Here is a 16414-nt window from a genome sequence, read left to right as displayed (position 1 = left end):
TCACGTCCTCCGCTCGTTCCGGCGCAGAATGTACCTGGCACTCAGGTTGAAGAACAGAATCATGATCATCAGCAGCAGGGCGGTGCCGTAAGCCGCCGGGAGATTGATGCCGTCCATGGCCAGCAGGTACAGGTGGACGGTCATCGGCCGACCGGAATCCAGAGGGGTGACAGGCAGGTTGATCGCCTGGCCCATGGTGTAGATGACCACTGCGGTCTCCCCGACTGCCCGACCCGTCGCGAGGATGATACCCGTGATGATGCGCGGCGTCGCCACTGGCAAGACGATGCGGCGGACCGTCTGCCACTTCGTGGCACCCAGCCCGTACGAGCCCCAACGGATGAATCGGGGAACCGCGCGAATCGCCTCCTCGGTCGTACGCATGACGATCGGGAGCATGAGGAACGACAGCGCCAACGCTGCCGAAATCATCGAGAACCCGATCTTCATCGCTTCGACAAAGAGCGCAAGACCGAATAGGCCCATGACGATGGACGGCACGGACGCCAGTGAGTCGGCCGCGAACCGGATCATGTTCACAAGGCGACCCTGCACTGCGTACTCGGCGAGGTAGACCGCCGCGAGGATGGCTATGGGTGTGACGATCATCATGGCCAGCACGGTCACGTACAACGTTGAGACGATTGTCGGCCAAACGCCTCCTTCGGCGTTGACTCCATGCGGCCAAGTGAAGATGAACTCGGGGCTGATCACCCCGATGCCGTTGACGAACACGTACACGATGACCGCGAAGAGTACTCCAACCGTCGTGATGGCCGCGACCCAGAGGGAAGCCAGCGCGATGTTGTTCGCGAGGTTCTTGTTCATCGACTGTCCTCGATCGATGACTGCAGACGCGACATGAGACGCACGAGGGCCACGAGCGCCATCGATACCACGAACAGGATGATGGCCATCCCGAACAGGGCAGTGCGATGATCGCCGGCCGCGTAGGGCATGTCCATCACTATCTGAGTGGTGAGTGTCGCCACGGGTGCGGAGATCGACTCGGGGATGACCGGAGCATTACCGACCACCATGAGCACGGCCATGGTCTCTCCGATGGCGCGCCCCATGCCAAGGATGATCGCATCGATGATGCCGATCTTGGCCGCCGGCACAAGCACCTTGTAGATGGTCTGCCAGGTGGTCGCACCCATCGCGTAGGACGCCTCGCGGATGCCGGGCGACACAGAGCGTAGGGCGTCCTCGGAGAGCGTCGCGATCGTCGGCACGATCATGATCGCGAGAATGAACCAGGCGGTCACCGCACCGAAACCAAGCCCGCCACTCAGGTTCGCGACAACCGGTCTGAGAATGATGAGTCCGAAGAAGCCGAAGATCACCGATGGGATGCCCGCCAGAAGCTCCACCGCCGGGCGAACGACTGCCCGCACATTGGGGGACGCGACCTCTGAGAGGAAGATCGCCGTCCCGACGGCCAGAGGCGTTCCGATCAGAAGCGCCCCGGCCATTACGACCACGGAGCCGTACACGAGCGGCAGGATGCCGAAGATTCCCGCCGTCGGGTTCCATTCACCGCCAGACAGGAAGGCGACCGGACCGACGGAGGCGAAGATGGGCCACCCTTTCCAGCCGACGAATAGGAAGATAAGGAGAACACCCATCACGGCGACGAACGCGCAAAGAAGGAAGATGTTCTTGAGCGCGGCTTCCTTGAAGTAGGTCGCACGCGAGACAAGCTGTAGCGATGAGATTCCCGCGTGTTCCGCATCCGCGTCTGTTCGCACGTTGTCGCGCAGACCCTTCCTCTCAGAGGATGCGGACATCTACTTCGCCTTCTTGGATATCGGAATGAAGCCGGCGTCCTCGACGATGGTGTCCTGTACCTGCGGCGACAGCACGAAGTCCGCGTACTCCTTGGCCAGTCCGGTCGGCTCGCCGACGGTGAAGAAGTGAAGTGTGCGCTGGATCGGGTATGTCCCGTCGACAACCGTGTCAATCGACGGCTCCACGCCGTCGACCGCGATAACCTTCACCTCGTCGTTCACGAACCCGAGGGAGATGTAGCCGATCGCCGACGGCGCCTCGGCAACCACCGAGCGGACCTGACCCGTTCCCGGCAGCACGGCTGCCCGACGATCGAACGGCTGCTTCTCCATGACGATCTTGAGGAACGCTTCCCGCGTTCCCGACGCCTCATCGCGGTTGACTAGCCCGATTGCCCTGTCCTCACCACCGATCTCACTCCAGTTCGTGATCTCACCGGTGAAGATCGCTCGCACCTGAGCCTTGGTGAGAGAGCCTACGGGGTTGTCTGGATTCACAATGACCGCGATCGCGTCGATCGCGATGGGAGTGTCATATAGGCCAAGGCCCGCTTCGTCGTCCTTCAGGTCGCGCGAGGATGTACCGATGTCCACCCTCCCCTTGGCGACGCTTTCAATACCTGCCGATGAGCCAAGCCCTGAAACGAGAACCTTGTACTCGGGCTTGCTCTCATGAAACATCTCGCCAGCGATTTCGGCGATGGGCAGAAGGGTTGTCGACCCGGTGACTACGATCTCCTCGGCATGCGAACCTCCTGACGCGCACCCGGCGCCCAGGACAGCGATGCCGAAGAGCGCTGCGACCACAGATGCACGCACACAACAACGGCCAAGGCGTCGCCAGGTCGAGCTCTGCTTGATGCACGGCCACAAGAGCCGAATCGCCATCAGATACCCTTTGCTATCGCAACGAGTGCCGCGTGCCTGCCGGTTACCGGGCTCGCCCGGAAGGAGAAGTAGCTGCCGGAATCGTCGAACGTGCACGCGTCAAGCACGGCGACGTTTCGATCATCGATGCCGGCATCCGCAAGGCTTTCGCAAACAGCCGCGCGAATATCGAGCCCACCGTCGACCGGGGCGATGGTATCAAACTCGCCCGCGAAAAGCGAAGCCCGTTTCTTGTCCACGCGATAGCAGCAAGGTCCGATGCGAGGACCCACGTACGCACGCGCCGAGCGGGCCTCACAACCAGCTGCATCGCACAGGACACGCACGGCCTTCTCCGGCAAGCGCGCAAGTGCGCCCTTCCACCCCGCATGCACGACAGCCACACAGCGCACCGGAGTCAGTGTCGCGAGGACCAGTGGCACGCAATCCGCATACAGCATCACAAGCGGCATACCGGCCGAGAGCGTCACCATAGCGTCGGTTCCCGGGACTGGATTCCGCCCTCCAGAAGCGAACGCTCCGCGACCGGCGTCGTGTCCGCCAAGCAGACGGATGCGGTCGCCATGCACCTGCACTGCGCTCACGAGTCTGTCCCTCAAGTCCGACATGCCAAGGAGCGCCAGAACTCGCGAACGGTTCTCGTCGACTCGCGCAAGGTCGTCGCCAACGTGTGCCGCAAGATTCAGGGAGTCATACGGTGCGCTGCTCGCGCCGCCTCCGCGCTCCGTGAAGGCAACGGCTATGCCGGCCTCGGCAAGTCCCGGGTCAACCCAGACGGAGACTCCGCGATCTGTGAAGCGCTCGAGCCGCGGACCGGGTAGTGCGATCGACGTCCCGCTATCACTCACGGACTCGCTCCTCACGACGGGCTTCGCGCATTCTCGTGACCGATACGTGGCAAAGTGTGGCTGCTTGGGGCACACTCATTGTAAGGTCCCGGGGCGTGTCTTGGTGTTGGCCCCGATTGTGCAAGACTGACTGCTCGGGAGGGGGTGAGACGATGAAGCGGTCATTTTCGACCTTCTCCTCCATTGCGGTCGGCGCTATCACGCTGTTTGCGGCTGCGCCGGCCTTCGCGCAGACCTACGGTGATGATGCCGCTGGAGCGGCCGTGGGATTCGGTATCCTCGCATGCTGGGGCATCGTCATTCTGGTCATGCTTGCGTTCTTCATCTGGTGGGTAATCCTCGTGATAGACGCCTTCAAACGCCAGGAGTACGAGTTCCCGAACTCAACCGGCAGCTCCAAGACGATGTGGCTTGTCATCCTACTCGTCGGCTGGTTCCTCGGCTTCCATTGGGTCGTAGCTCCGGTCTACTACTTCATGATCGTGAAGAAGGGGCCCAAGCCAGGAACGGGCGCTCCTGCCGCAGCTGCGACACCGCCGATGGCCGCACCGCCGATGGCCGCACCTCCTGCGCCTCCTGCGCCCTCGGTCCAGCCGCCGGCGCCTCCCGCGCCGCCGGCACCGCCGACACCACAGGTGGCGCCACCCGCACCTCCTGCGGAGCCCGCCTCTCCTGCACCACCAGCACCACCCGCTCCACCGGAGTAGGCTCCAGGAATGTGGAAAGACCAGACCCGCCGTCTTCTCGAAGTCGGCGGGTCTCTTCTTCTCCCTGAAGAAAGTGGAGCCCGGATGCGGCGGGGTGATACCGCCGCCGCATCCGGGCCTTCGAGATCGCGGCCTTCGCAGACCGCGTCTACAACTAGAACGTACGCTTCTTGAGAAACGCAGGGATGTCCAGTTCCTCATCAGAAATGGGCTCGAACGTCGGGACCGAAGAGCTCGACTCATCGTCGGAGGCGGCGAACTCCATCGTCTCCTGACGGCGGCGCCCCGCGAAACCGGTCGCAATCACCGTCACGCGAATCTGATCCATCATCGAGTCATCGATAACGGCGCCAAAGATGATGTTTGCGTCCGGATGCGCAGCAGTGGCGACTACCTCTGCCGCTTCGTTGACCTCGAAGAGCCCGAGATCCGAACCGCCCGCGATCGACAGAAGCACGCCCTGGGCGCCCTCGATACTGGACTCGAGCAGCGGGCTTGAGATCGCGGCCTTCGCAGCATCATGCGCACGGTTGTCACCGGCCGCCAGGCCGATGCCCATGAGTGCAGAACCGGCGTCCTCCATGATCGTGCGGACGTCGGCGAAGTCCAGGTTGATGAGACCGGGCACGGTGATCAGGTCAGTGATGCCCTGAGTACCCTGTCGCAGGATGTCATCAGCGATTCTGAAGGCATCCAGTATCGACGTCTTCTTCTCCGCCACCTGCAGCAGCCTGTCATTCGGAATGATGATAAGGGTGTCAACGTGCTCGGCAAGCCGCTTGATCCCCTCTTCGGCCTGAAGCGCGCGCTTGCGCCCCTCGAAGGCGAACGGGCGCGTAACGACGCCTACGGTGAGGGCGCCGATCTCTTCCTTCGCGATCTCAGCGATGATGGGCGCGGCTCCGGTACCCGTGCCGCCACCTTCGCCGGCGGTGATGAACACCATGTCGGCGCCCTGCAGCGCCTCCTTGATCTCGCCCCGGTTCTCCTCGGCAGCCTGGAGCCCGACATCGGGATCCGCCCCGGCACCAAGTCCCTTGGTGAGGTTGACCCCCACGTGGACCTTGTAGTCCGCGTCGGACATGAGCAACGCCTGGGCATCGGTGTTCACCGCGATGAACTCCACGCCCTTGACTCCGGCCTCGACCATTCGGTCGACCGCGTTCGTGCCGCCTCCACCGATACCGACGACCTTGATCACGGCCAGGTAGTTCGCACCCGTCTCGAGCATGTTTCCTCCCCTGAGATGCCCTCGGTCCACCTTGGGTAAACCTCAAGTTTACGGTTAGACTGCATGTGCAACAGTCAATCTTCGCATAAACCTTATACGAAGAACAAGGGGTTTGCAACAAGAAAGTGAATAGACGCCTTGGCTCACGGCTGGGGTGTGTCTATGCCGCGCCACGTGGGACGCTCAACAGAGCGCACGCTGATGTATACGACCTTGCCTTTCTGGTCGCGCAGAATCTGTCGGGCAAGGAGGTCCTTCTTGCCGATATCGTCGGATGCTCCCACCAGAATCTCGATATCGTCAGTGGTGATGAGCGCGGTCTTGTCGATGCTCGGAGCGGAAATAGCACGCGTTCGCTCACGCAAGGGTTGGCTGATTCCCGCCCAGACAGCAATGGCGTTGAGAACGGGTTCCGACGCGGTACGCGTTCCCGGTCGCGGATCAGCTCCCGTCACGTCTCTCACAACAACGACCGTCGATGTCACATCGGCGGTCTGCTCCCCTATCACGAATCCGGAGGAGTCGAGCATCCATAGCTTCGCTCCCCCGAGGTCCAGTAGGGCGTAGGGCTTCCGCTCGGTGATGCGGATTCGTAGGACGTTGGGAAAGTCCCGGGCCACGCTAGCCTCGGAGATCCATGGACTTGCCTCGAGCCGCTCCTTGATCTGCCCCGCGGGGTAGCGCAGTAGAGTCGAGCCATCGGGCAAGGCAGCGATCGCACGTACGTCAGCAGCCCCAAGACGGCTGTTGCCGACCACATCTATCTTCTCGATGGTGAACGCACTTGATCGGTACAGACTCACGCCACCTGAGACCACCGCTACCAGCAGCAGTGCAGTGGCGGCGAAACGCAGCTGCAGCACCCTTCTCCGGCGGCCCAGCCGACGCTCCCGTTGCGTACGCCGCGCTGCTGCTGCCCGATCGGCCGCTGTTCGTGATGTCGAGTTGTCACGCGCACGCGCAGCGCCGCGAGCAGAACCCTTCGATTCGGGTCGCGCCGAGCGCACCCGAGACGTGCTCTCGGCGCTGATAACGACCTTCCTACGTCCCGTCGAATGTGCCGAGGAACCGGATTTCCGTTTGGAGCTCGATGCCATGCCCGTCCCTAACCGCGTCTCGTACCTGCTGGATCAAAGCGCAGACGTCCCGGGCGCTCGCTCCCCCCTCATTCACGATGAAGTTCGCGTGAACCTCGGACACGCGCGCGCCGCCTACACAAGCGCCCTTCTTGCCCACGCTTTCGACGAGTCGACCTGCTGAATCGCCCGGCGGGTTCATGAACACGCTGCCCGCACAGGGCACACCCAGTGGTTGCGTTGCCTTCCGGCGGCGAAGACCCGACTCCATCGTACGCTGAATCCGCTCCTTGTCTCCATCCTCGGCACGGAGCACGCATTCGACGATGAGGCCGCGATAGGTCAGGTCTGTGCAGCGGTATCCCCAGGCGACCTCGGACCCGCGTACCGCGAAGAGCCCGCGAGCCGGATTGAACAGCGTCACATTCTCCACGCGATGTCCGATCCAGTCGTCCCGCGAACCAGCGTTCATTGCCAGCGCCCCGCCGACCGTGCCCGGGATTCCCACCGCGAACTCCATCCCGGCAAAGCCCCGCGAAAAGGCATCCTGCACTACCGCCGCCAGAATCACGCCGGCACCGGATCGGATCTGCGTACCCTCGACGCTGTGCCGCTTGAACTCCCGGCCTAGCACGACGACTGCACCATCGTACCCGGCGTCAGACACGAGGATGTTGCTCCCCTTGCCCATGACGGTGTGGTCGACGCCCTCCTCTGACAGCACGCGCAACGTGTGCGCTATGTCGGATACCGTGTCGCACACGACAAAGAGGGCCGCGGGACCCCCGATTCGATACGTCGTATGCCGTGTCATGGGTTCCGATCGGCGCACGGAGCCATGCACGACTTCCCTCAGCCGTTCATATGCTGCGGCTACCGGCACTTCTGGCCCTTCTCCCCGGGTTCCATCGCGCGCACCAGCTCGGGCCCGACAGTCGTCACGTCGCCAGCGCCCATGGTCATTATGAGATCGCCGGGGCGAGCATACGCTCGCACATATGGCTCGATGTCCGCACGATGCGGGAGATACGCCACTCGAGCACGGGGTGATTGCGCGAGAATCGTCTCGACCAGCGTCTTCCCGGAGACACCCGGCACAGGAGTCTCTCCGGCGCTGTACACATCCATGAGTACGATACGGTCCGCGTCCTCGAAAGCTGCTCCAAAGTCCCAACCCAGCGCTGCGGTACGGGAGTATCGGTGCGGCTGGAAGATGGCCCATATTCGTCCGAAGCCGCTTTCCTTTGCAGCCCGAAGCGTAGCGCGAACCTCGGTCGGGTGATGGGCATAGTCGTCAACAAACGTGATTCCATCCACGACGCCGACCTGATCAAACCGCCTCCGCACTCCGGAGAAGCCTGACAACCCCTTCCCAGCCGAGAGGGCGTCGAGTCCAAGCGCGTATGCGACTGCGATCGCGGCAGTCGCATTGGAGACCATGTGCTTCCCGGGCAGCGCCACCTCCGCTGACACACTGCTGCCATCGGGCATCGCAACAGCGAATCGGTGGCCAAGCCCCCTCGACTCAAGGGAGTGGAACCGAAGGTCCGCCATCTCCGACCACCCGTACGTCAGCACGCGCGCATGAATCCCTGACACCAGCTCCATCAGTCTGGCGTCGTCGGCGCAAGCCACCACAGTCCCATCCGCAGGAACCTTGGACATGAAGGCGACGAAGGTCCTCTCGACCTCCTCCAAGGTGCCGTAGTGATCCAGATGATCCGCCTCCACATTCGTCACCACCGCGACAAGAGGATCCAGGAACATGAACGAGCCATCCGACTCATCGGCTTCGACGACGTAGTGTCGACCTTCGCCACACCGTGCATTGGTGTCGAACGATGCAACCTCCCCGCCAATGAGAAACGTCGGGGCCTCGCCCATCGCGAACAGCATGGCGGCGATCATCGAGCTCGTGGTCGTCTTGCCGTGGGTGCCCGCGATTGCGACCGTTACGCGGTCCTCGGCCAGATGCGCTAGCATCCTCGCGCGGGGCCACACCTCAAGACCCGCGCGACGCGCCTCGGCCAGCTCGGGATTGGTCTCCGGAATCGCCGAGGAGACCACGACCACTTCAGGCGTGCCAAGGTTGTCGGCGCTGTGGCCGATGGACACGTCGATCCCTTGCTCGCGAAGGGCTGTGGTGTAGCGTGACTCCTTGAGGTCGGAACCGGTCACGCCGATACCGCGCTCGTTCAGAACGGAGGCGATTCCGCTCATTCCCGCTCCGCCGATGCCGATGAAGTGCGCGTACACGCCAGAACTCACGTCTTCTCCCAGTCGATGCGACCCTGCCCGGAGGCGGCTTCGGCAACGAGCGAAGCAACCCGCTCGGCGGCGTCAGGATGTCCGAGCGACTTAGATGCGGCTGCCATGGTAGCACGTGTCCCCGCGTCCACCAGGAGGTCTGTGACGGCCTCGATGAACTCCGGCCCGTCGAGCGCCGAGTCGGCCACCAGGAGCGCGCCGCCAGCTTCTTCGACGGTCCGCGCATTCGTTGTCTGATGATCGTCGGTCGCGTAGGGGTATGGCACCAGCACCGCCGGACGGCCGAGAGCCGTGATCTCGGCGATAGACGTAGCTCCCGCGCGCGCAATCACGAGATCCGCTGCTGCAAGGGCGCTTCCCATCTCATCGATGTACTCGAGTACCTGGTAGCGGACGGGATCCACGCCAAGACCGCCAACCCGTTCGCGCACCGAGGCGGCCTCATCGCGCCCGGCAATATGCACCACGTAGACGTCGCGCAAGTCCGTCAGGCGCCCCGCGTACCGAGCGAGCACATCGTTGATGTGCCGCGCTCCACGGCTTCCACCGAACACCAGAAGCATCGTCGCGTCGCCGGGCACTCCCAGCATCTCCCGGCCCTGATCTCGTCCAGACGCCAGGACCTCCGCGCGCACCGGGTTGCCCGTGACGACCACCTGTGCCGAGCGCGCAAGGTATCCGGCGGAGTCCTCGTATGTGACCGCAACCGCGCGAGACCACCGCGCCAGCAGCCTGTTCGCAAGCCCGGGCACGGAGTTCTGTTCGTGGAGCACAAGTGGCACGCGGCACACAACAGCCGCGATACCCACCGGAATGGACACGTATCCGCCAAACCCGAGGACGGCGTTCGGGCGAAACCGGGCAAGCAGCCCGACTGCGCGGACAGCCGACACTCCCAGGACCGCGACAGCAACAAGCAGCGACAGGGGCTTCGAGCGGTCGAAGCCCTTCGCAGGCAGCCCGAAGAAGCGAACACCCGCCTCTGAAACGAGGCGGGCCTCGAGCCCCCGCGGCGTGCCGACAAACGCTACGTCGTCAGGCCCGACGGCGCGCAGAACTGCTGCGACCGCCAACGCGGGATAGATGTGGCCGGCGGTTCCCCCGCCGCTCACCAATACGCGCACGGGCAGGCTCCTTGGCAATCGGTCTATCGGCGACGGCACGCACGCCCCGCATGCCGTACGTCGACACTGACAGGATGACACCTACGCACAGCATCTTGAATGTAAGGGAAGACCCCCCGTAGCTCACCAGAGGCATCGTGATACCGGTGACAGGCATGAGTCCGGTGACCGCAGCCATGTTCATGAGCGCCTGGGTCACGACCATCACAGTGAGACCTCCGGCCAGCAACCGCCCGAACGCATCACGCGCCCCGAGCGCTATACGCATTCCTGCGTAGGCGAACACGGCGAATGCGACCACGATCGCAAGCGTGCCCAGCAGGCCGAGTTCCTCGCCAATGATCGCGAAGATGAAGTCGGTGTGGGCAGCTGGCAGGTAGAAGAACTTCTGCCTGGACATGCCGAGACCCACACCGGCAATACCTCCGGAGCCGAACGCAAGCATCGCCTGGATCGACTGATAGCCTCCGCCCTGGGGATCGGCCCAGGGGTTGACGAAGGCCAGGAAGCGCGCCGCACGGTACGGCGCGATCGCTATGGCGCCGGCTGCCACCGCGGCTCCGGCCACAAGCGTTCCACCGAGTATCGGCCACTCTATACGACCCAGGACCAGAACGAGGTACACGGCGACCGCGATGGACATCGCGGTCCCCATGTCTGGCTGGAGCATCACCAAGCCAAGCACGATCCCCACAGACACGAACAGACGTCCCCAGAAGTCCCGACGGTCGATCTTGCGCGCAGAGAGGTCGCACAGCAGGAGCGAAACAACCATGATGCACGCAAGCTTGGCGAATTCGGATGGCTGGATGGTGAAACCGCCTACATCGAGCCAACGGGTCGCGCCCCACCTGCCAACGCCGATGAGAAGTACCGCCACAAGACCTGTGATCGATACCGCATACAGCGGCCAACTGAGCGAGCGCAGCTTGCGATAGTCATACAACCTGGCCAGGCCCATGCACACAAGCCCGGCGACCATGAACAAGAGCTGTCGCTTGAAGTGGTAGGCACCGTCCGAGAAGTTCACAAGATCCGACACCGAGGACGCAGAATAGACCATGACCAGGCCGAAGAGCAGCAGGAAGGCCGTCGAGCCGAGAAGAAGATACCGCGCGACAGGGCCACCGGCGTAGTGTCGTTTGCCGCTCACGCTCGCCTCTCCTCGGCCATCTTGAGAACCATGCGCTTGAAAGTCCGACCTCGTTCAGCATACCCCGAGAACTCGTCGAACGAAGCGCACGCCGGGGACAAGAGCACGGCGTCGCCCGGGAGTGCCAGATCGTGCGCGATGCGGGTGGCGTCGGCCAGCCCGTTCGCACCTACGACTGGCGTCCCGGCGGCATCGAAGGCCGCGACGATCTCGTCTGCGGCCTCGCCGAACGCGACCACTCCTCGGCATGACCGAGCCGCCTCGGCGATCTCGTCGAACAGGTTGTCTTTGTTGCGCCCGCCGAGGAGCAGTACCACGGGGCGGTCCCTGAACGCGCTGAGTGCCATGAGCACGGCACCCGGATTGGTCGCCTTGGAGTCGTTGAAGTACTCCACTTCACCGACGGTCGTCACGGATTCGATCCTGTGCTCGATGGGGGCGAAACTCGCAAGGCCCTCGCGCAGGGCAGTGGCGTCCGCGCCGAAAGCGTGCGCTGCTGCTGCGGCGGCCAATGCGTTGCTGATGTTGTGATCTCCCTTGATCCGGAGGTCTCGCGCCGGTATGAGTTCGACCCGGCCCTCGTCCGTGTCCAGCACCAGCATGCCACCGTCCAGGCCGGCTCCGCCAGCGGGCACATGCATGCGGCTTACGCGCACGACGCGCACGCCCTGCAGCTCGACCTCACTTGCGTAGGGCGCTGCTCCGGCATCGTCCACGTCGATGACTGCGGTGTCACCGGCGCCCATCCTCTCGAAGATGCGCGTCTTGTCCGCCGTATAGGCAGCCATCGAGCCATGCCAATCGATGTGATCGGGGGTGATGTTCAGGAGAACCGCGACTCGAGGGTGGAACTCCGTCACGAGATGCAGCTGGAAACTCGATACTTCGGCGACTATCGCCGCTTCGGGCGCGGCTTCTTCAACGATGTCGATCGCCGGGTTCCCGATATTGCCCACGGTCTCAGTGATCGTCCCGGCGCACTCGAGAAGGTGCGAAGCCAGACTTGTCACCGTGGTCTTGCCGTTCGTGCCCGTGACGGCCACCCACGGCGAACTCGACATACGGAAGGCAAGCTCCAGCTCGCCGATCGTCTCATCGCATGTTTCGACCGCGCTGATGTGAAGCGGCGTGCCGGGAGGGATACCCGGACTCACGATGCCGAGGCCCCAGTGCCCGTCAACCCGGTCGCATCCGAGTTCGACCCTGACGCCCACGGCCCGGTACTCCTCGGCCAACTGCAGGAGCTCCGGCGTGTCCTCGCCATCGACCGCCGTGATGGTGATACTGTCGCCATGCACGATGCACGAGAGCAGGTAGCGGACCACCGCTGCCCCTGAGCGGCCCAGACCGACGACCAGTATGTCTCCGCTGAGCCTCCGCACTCTACTTCCTCACCGAACCCACGAAGTACAGAGCGAAACCTGCGCCGGCCATGATGCCGGTCACGATCCAGAAACGGACCATCACCTTCGTCTCAGACCACCCGATCATCTCGAAGTGATGGTGGATCGGGGCCATGCGCAGGATCCGGCGCCCGGTGAGCTTGAACGAAGCGATCTGCAGGATCACCGACAGACCCTCGACCACGTATATGCCGCCGATGAGAACGGCTAATAGCTCCGTCTTGGTGATGATGGCCAAAGCCGCTATCGCAGCGCCAAGACCCAAAGAGCCCGTGTCGCCCATGAATATGTCGGCGGGATAGCTGTTGTACCAAAGGAATCCGATGCACGCGCCCGCGATCGCAGCGGCCAGCAAGGCGACCTCAAGCCGGTCCTGGCGAAACGCGATGCCGGCATACGCGAGCATCACGATGGTGACCGTTCCCGCTGCAAGACCGTCCAACCCATCGGTCAGGTTAACGGTATTGGAGAAGCTAAGGATCATGAAGAACACCAGGGCCAGATAGAGCCATGGGACGACGATCTCCAGTGAGCCCAGGTTGACCATACTGGAGAGGGCGCCCATGTCCACGTTGACTCCGACCAACGGAAGCGCCACGTCGGTCGAAAGCCCAGCCCAGTTGACCACGAGCACGCCGAAGGTGATCGCGATAACCGCCTGCCACATGATCTTGGCCCGGGGCCTGAGTCCCAGCGAACGCTCGTGCCAGACCTTCGCCCAGTCATCGATGAAGCCAAGGAGCCCGCACGCGAACGTCACGCCAAGGGCAAGAATCGACAGCGGTCCGATGTCAGCGAGAACCAGGTAGGTGCTGGCGATGACAAACAGGATGAGGACTCCACCCATCGTCGGCGTGCCCTGTTTGACGAGATGGCCCTGCGGTCCGTCCGCCCGAACCTGTTGGCCGATATTGCGGAATCGGAGTACCCGTATCCACAGCGGGAACAGAGCGCCGGACGCAACAAGCGCCAGCACCACGGCGAGGAAGACCTGGTAGGTAGGGTATTGGGCGAGTCTAAACATGCGGCTCCACAATCGCCTCGACAACGCGCTCCAACCCCATCACCCGCGACGCCTTCACCAGAACGACATCGCCTGGGCTGAGCAGATCATCCAACACCTCGCTCGCCTCGTCGACGGTGACGCACGGCCGGATCGCTTCCGTGTCCATGCCCGCAGCGCGTGCGCCATCGGCGAAGCGCGCTCCGAGTTCTCCGACTGTCACCAGTGTGTCGATTCCGCTTCGCGCAATCTCCTCGCCGATATGGAAGTGCGCCAACTCCGCGAGAGAGCCAAGCTCCGCCATGTCGCCAAGGACGGCGACCCTGCGACCCGCTACGGACATGCCCGCAAGGGTCTCCACCGCCGCGCGCATCGATGTGGGGTTCGCGTTGTACGCATCGTTGATCACATGGATGCCTGTCGCGCTCTCAAAGACCTGCATGCGCATCCCTGTGATCTCGGCCGACTCAAGGCCGCTGATGATGTCGTCCAGTGGCACACCGACGTTGCGCGCCACGGCGGCTGCGGCGAGGGCATTGTACACGTTGTGCCGACCCGGAATAGCGAGGGTGACACGCCGGGTGCCCCCCGGAGTGACAAGTTCGAACGAGGGCCGGCTATCAGCGTCTACGGTGACATCACGCGCGCAGATCTCACACTCTTCTCCGAGGCCGTAGAGAACAACCTGGGCCCGCGCGCGGTCGGCAAGAGGCGCTGAGCGGACATCATCGCTATTCAGGAAGACCATGCCCTCCGGGGGCACGGCCTCCACGAGTTCGCCCTTCGCCGAGGCGATCGCCTCTTCGCTGCCAAGGAGCTCGATGTGACTCGTGCCCACATTGGTCACCAACCCCATCGTCGGCCGCGCGATCTCGCACAGCTGCGCGATCTGGCCGGAACCGCGCATTGCCATCTCCACTACCAAGACGTCGGTGTCGGCACCGGCCCGGATGAGCGTCAGCGGCACTCCAAGCTCGTTGTTCTGGTTTCCGAGCGTAGCTGTGACCCTCAGTCTCGTCGACAGAACGGATGTGATGAAGTCCTTCGTCGTCGTCTTCCCGGTGGACCCGGTCACACCTATCACCGGACAGAAGAGGCGATCCCTGTGGTGCGCCGCCAGGGCCTGAACAGCCTTGAGCGCATCCGGTACCCGCACTACAGCGATACCCGCACGCTCTGCGACTTCCACCGCGGCGGCGATATCACCGGGGCTTCGCGTGACTATCAGCGCACGGGCCCCATGCGATACTGCCTGCTCGAGGTGGTCATGGCCATCGGCAGACACACCACGGAACGCCACGAATGCCATGCCCGGATCGACATCGCGCGAATCGGTCACGAGGCCGTTCACCATCGCGTCCTCGGAGCCGGTGACCAGCTGTCCCGCGACCACCTCGACGAGAGTCTCAACCGCAAGTGTCAGCATGGCAGTCCCAACTCCTCACGCGCGACTTCGCGGTCATCGAAATGAATAGTGCGATCTGCGAGTATCTGGTAGTCCTCGTGACCCTTGCCCGCGATCAGCACAGAATCACCGCAAACAGCCTGCGTGAGCGCATGTGAGATCGCTCGCCGGCGGTCCAGTTCCACCTCGTATGATGCGGAGCCGCCTCGCATGCCGTCCTCTATCTGCAGGACGATTCCGACCGGATCCTCCGAGCGCGGGTTGTCGCTGGTGATGATTGCATGATCGGCCCCCTCCGACACCGCCGCGCCCATCATCGGCCGCTTCTCCGGGTCCCGATCTCCACCGCATCCGAACACGACCAGGACCCGCCCCGTGGTGACCTCTCGCACCGCCGCGATGGCTTTCGCCAGACTGTCGGGCGTATGCGCATAGTCCACGTAGACGGCAAAGGGCTGCCCCTCCTCTATGCGCTCCAAACGACCCGGGACTTGATGCGCGTCCCCCAACCCCCGCGCGATGGTCTCGATATCCACGCCAAGGACGTGCGCACACCCAGCAGCCACCGCCGCGTTGCTCACGTTGTAGTCACCTGTAAGCGGCAGGCTGATGTCCGCGACCCCCGACGGTGTGACCAGCCGGAATCGTACACCCTCGGCTGACAGTGTGACGTCATCGGCGAGTACGTCGGCCTCTAGCCCGCCGATGCTCACGGTAAGGACCTCGTCCAGTTCAGCGGCGAGACCTGCGCCGAGCGGGTCGTCGATGTTGACCACGCGGTAGCGAACCGGCATGTCGGTGAAGAGCCGCTTCTTGACCGACCAGTACTCCTCGATGGTCTGGTGGTAGTCCAGATGGTCCTGTGTCAGGTTCGTGAACGCGGCGACCGCGAAGTGCACGCCGTCGACGCGACACAGGTCGATCGCGTGAGAGGAGACTTCCATCGCGACAGCAGAGACTCCCTCCTCGGCCATTTCCGACAAGAGCGCCTGCAGGTCGGCCGACTCTGGCGTCGTCCTTGCCGCGGCCAGTCGTCTACCGCCGATGCGCGTTTCCACGGTGCCGATGACGCCGGTCACGCGTCCGGAAGCACGAAGAATGCTATCGACCAGGTACGTCGTGGTTGTCTTGCCGTTCGTTCCGGTCACGCCGACGACGTCCATACGCCCACTCGGATCACCGTGGAGGTGCGCCGAACCGAGCGCAAGTGCTCGCCTGGTGTCCGGTACTCGCACCTGAGGGACGTCACCCGCAACGTCGACAAGACGCTCAACGACTAGCGCCGCTGCACCACGGGCGACCGCGTCAGCTGCGAAATCGTGCCCGTCGTGCGCGAATCCCGGAATGCAGAAGAAGACATCGCCATCCCCGACCCGGTCCGAGCGGTATGCGATGCCAGAGACGCCGATATCGAGACCGGGAGCGTTCGCTCCGATTGCCTCTGCAAGACTCTGAAGGGTAGTCGTAGTCACTTGTTCCCACCTAGAAGACGGTCGATTCTATCATGCGTCCTGCGCC

The 16414-nt window shown here is 63.4% G+C and carries 15 protein-coding genes; 1 reads left to right on the top strand and 14 read right to left on the bottom strand.

Annotation, left to right across the window (positions count from 1 at the left end; all coding sequences use genetic code 11):
• The 4 genes from pstA to Q8K99_07975 are packed head-to-tail and all read right to left on the bottom strand — an operon-like array spanning position 1 to position 3526.
• The gene (gene pstA, locus Q8K99_07990) at positions 1–828 is read right to left on the bottom strand and encodes a phosphate ABC transporter permease PstA (protein MDP2182496.1); all 828 of its coding nucleotides are present in this window, start codon (positions 826–828) and stop codon (positions 1–3) included.
• On the bottom strand, positions 825–1790 hold the full coding sequence (pstC, locus tag Q8K99_07985; protein ID MDP2182495.1) for a phosphate ABC transporter permease subunit PstC: 966 nt from the start codon (positions 1788–1790) through the stop codon (positions 825–827). Before pstC ends, pstA begins: the two co-directional genes overlap by 4 nt.
• Positions 1791–2678, bottom strand: a complete 888-nt coding sequence (locus Q8K99_07980) for a phosphate ABC transporter substrate-binding protein (protein ID MDP2182494.1) — start codon at positions 2676–2678, stop codon at positions 1791–1793. It abuts the gene before it with no gap.
• Positions 2678–3526, bottom strand: a complete 849-nt coding sequence (locus tag Q8K99_07975; protein MDP2182493.1) for a polyphenol oxidase family protein — start codon at positions 3524–3526, stop codon at positions 2678–2680. Before Q8K99_07975 ends, Q8K99_07980 begins: the two co-directional genes overlap by 1 nt.
• Positions 3527–3678: 152 nt before the next feature.
• On the opposite strand from Q8K99_07975, the gene Q8K99_07970 reads away from it, so the two are divergent.
• Positions 3679–4233, top strand: a complete 555-nt coding sequence (locus tag Q8K99_07970; protein MDP2182492.1) for a hypothetical protein — start codon at positions 3679–3681, stop codon at positions 4231–4233.
• Positions 4234–4387: 154 nt separating this feature from the next.
• On the opposite strand, the gene ftsZ is transcribed toward Q8K99_07970, so the two are convergent.
• From ftsZ to Q8K99_07920, 10 genes are all read right to left on the bottom strand, one after another.
• A complete protein-coding gene (ftsZ, locus tag Q8K99_07965) occupies positions 4388–5464 on the bottom strand; it encodes a cell division protein FtsZ (protein ID MDP2182491.1) in 1077 nt (358 codons plus the stop codon).
• A 143-nt stretch (positions 5465–5607) separates the two neighbouring features.
• Complete coding sequence (locus tag Q8K99_07960) at positions 5608–6327, bottom strand: FtsQ-type POTRA domain-containing protein (protein MDP2182490.1); 720 nt, start codon at positions 6325–6327, stop codon at positions 5608–5610.
• 178 nt (positions 6328–6505) lie between these two features.
• The gene (gene murB / locus Q8K99_07955) at positions 6506–7423 is read right to left on the bottom strand and encodes a UDP-N-acetylmuramate dehydrogenase (GenBank protein MDP2182489.1); all 918 of its coding nucleotides are present in this window, start codon (positions 7421–7423) and stop codon (positions 6506–6508) included.
• On the bottom strand, positions 7414–8808 hold the full coding sequence (gene murC, locus Q8K99_07950) for a UDP-N-acetylmuramate--L-alanine ligase (GenBank protein MDP2182488.1): 1395 nt from the start codon (positions 8806–8808) through the stop codon (positions 7414–7416). The genes murB and murC overlap by 10 nt, the downstream gene beginning before the upstream one ends.
• On the bottom strand, positions 8805–9932 hold the full coding sequence (murG, locus tag Q8K99_07945) for an undecaprenyldiphospho-muramoylpentapeptide beta-N-acetylglucosaminyltransferase (protein ID MDP2182487.1): 1128 nt from the start codon (positions 9930–9932) through the stop codon (positions 8805–8807). The genes murC and murG overlap by 4 nt, the downstream gene beginning before the upstream one ends.
• Complete coding sequence (gene ftsW / locus Q8K99_07940; protein ID MDP2182486.1) at positions 9844–11085, bottom strand: putative lipid II flippase FtsW; 1242 nt, start codon at positions 11083–11085, stop codon at positions 9844–9846. The genes murG and ftsW overlap by 89 nt, the downstream gene beginning before the upstream one ends.
• Positions 11082–12467, bottom strand: a complete 1386-nt coding sequence (murD, locus tag Q8K99_07935) for a UDP-N-acetylmuramoyl-L-alanine--D-glutamate ligase (GenBank protein MDP2182485.1) — start codon at positions 12465–12467, stop codon at positions 11082–11084. Before murD ends, ftsW begins: the two co-directional genes overlap by 4 nt.
• Before the next feature lies 1 nt (position 12468).
• Positions 12469–13512, bottom strand: coding sequence for a phospho-N-acetylmuramoyl-pentapeptide-transferase (gene mraY / locus Q8K99_07930; protein MDP2182484.1), 1044 nt, complete (start codon positions 13510–13512; stop codon positions 12469–12471).
• A complete protein-coding gene (gene murF / locus Q8K99_07925; GenBank protein MDP2182483.1) occupies positions 13505–14917 on the bottom strand; it encodes a UDP-N-acetylmuramoyl-tripeptide--D-alanyl-D-alanine ligase in 1413 nt (470 codons plus the stop codon). Before murF ends, mraY begins: the two co-directional genes overlap by 8 nt.
• Entirely contained in the window at positions 14911–16368 is a 1458-nt protein-coding gene (locus Q8K99_07920; GenBank protein MDP2182482.1) for a UDP-N-acetylmuramoyl-L-alanyl-D-glutamate--2,6-diaminopimelate ligase, read from the bottom strand. The genes murF and Q8K99_07920 overlap by 7 nt, the downstream gene beginning before the upstream one ends.
• Positions 16369–16414 lie beyond the last annotated feature (46 nt).

Source organism: Actinomycetota bacterium, assembly GCA_030682655.1.
Taxonomy (GTDB): Bacteria; Actinomycetota; Coriobacteriia; order Anaerosomatales; family JAUXNU01; genus JAUXNU01.
This window is presented reverse-complemented; position numbering and strand designations above follow the sequence as displayed.

Excerpts from the sequence above, each read along its gene's own strand:
- pstA (MDP2182496.1), bottom strand. The coding sequence starts at position 828 with ATGAACAAGAACCTCGCGAACAACATCGCGCTGGCTTCCCTCTGGGTC.
- pstC (MDP2182495.1), bottom strand. The coding sequence starts at position 1,790 with ATGTCCGCATCCTCTGAGAGGAAGGGTCTGCGCGACAACGTGCGAACA.
- Q8K99_07980 (MDP2182494.1), bottom strand. The coding sequence starts at position 2,678 with ATGGCGATTCGGCTCTTGTGGCCGTGCATCAAGCAGAGCTCGACCTGG.
- Q8K99_07970 (MDP2182492.1), top strand. The coding sequence starts at position 3,679 with ATGAAGCGGTCATTTTCGACCTTCTCCTCCATTGCGGTCGGCGCTATC.
- ftsZ (MDP2182491.1), bottom strand. The coding sequence starts at position 5,464 with ATGCTCGAGACGGGTGCGAACTACCTGGCCGTGATCAAGGTCGTCGGT.
- mraY (MDP2182484.1), bottom strand. The coding sequence starts at position 13,512 with ATGTTTAGACTCGCCCAATACCCTACCTACCAGGTCTTCCTCGCCGTG.
- murF (MDP2182483.1), bottom strand. The coding sequence starts at position 14,917 with ATGCTGACACTTGCGGTTGAGACTCTCGTCGAGGTGGTCGCGGGACAG.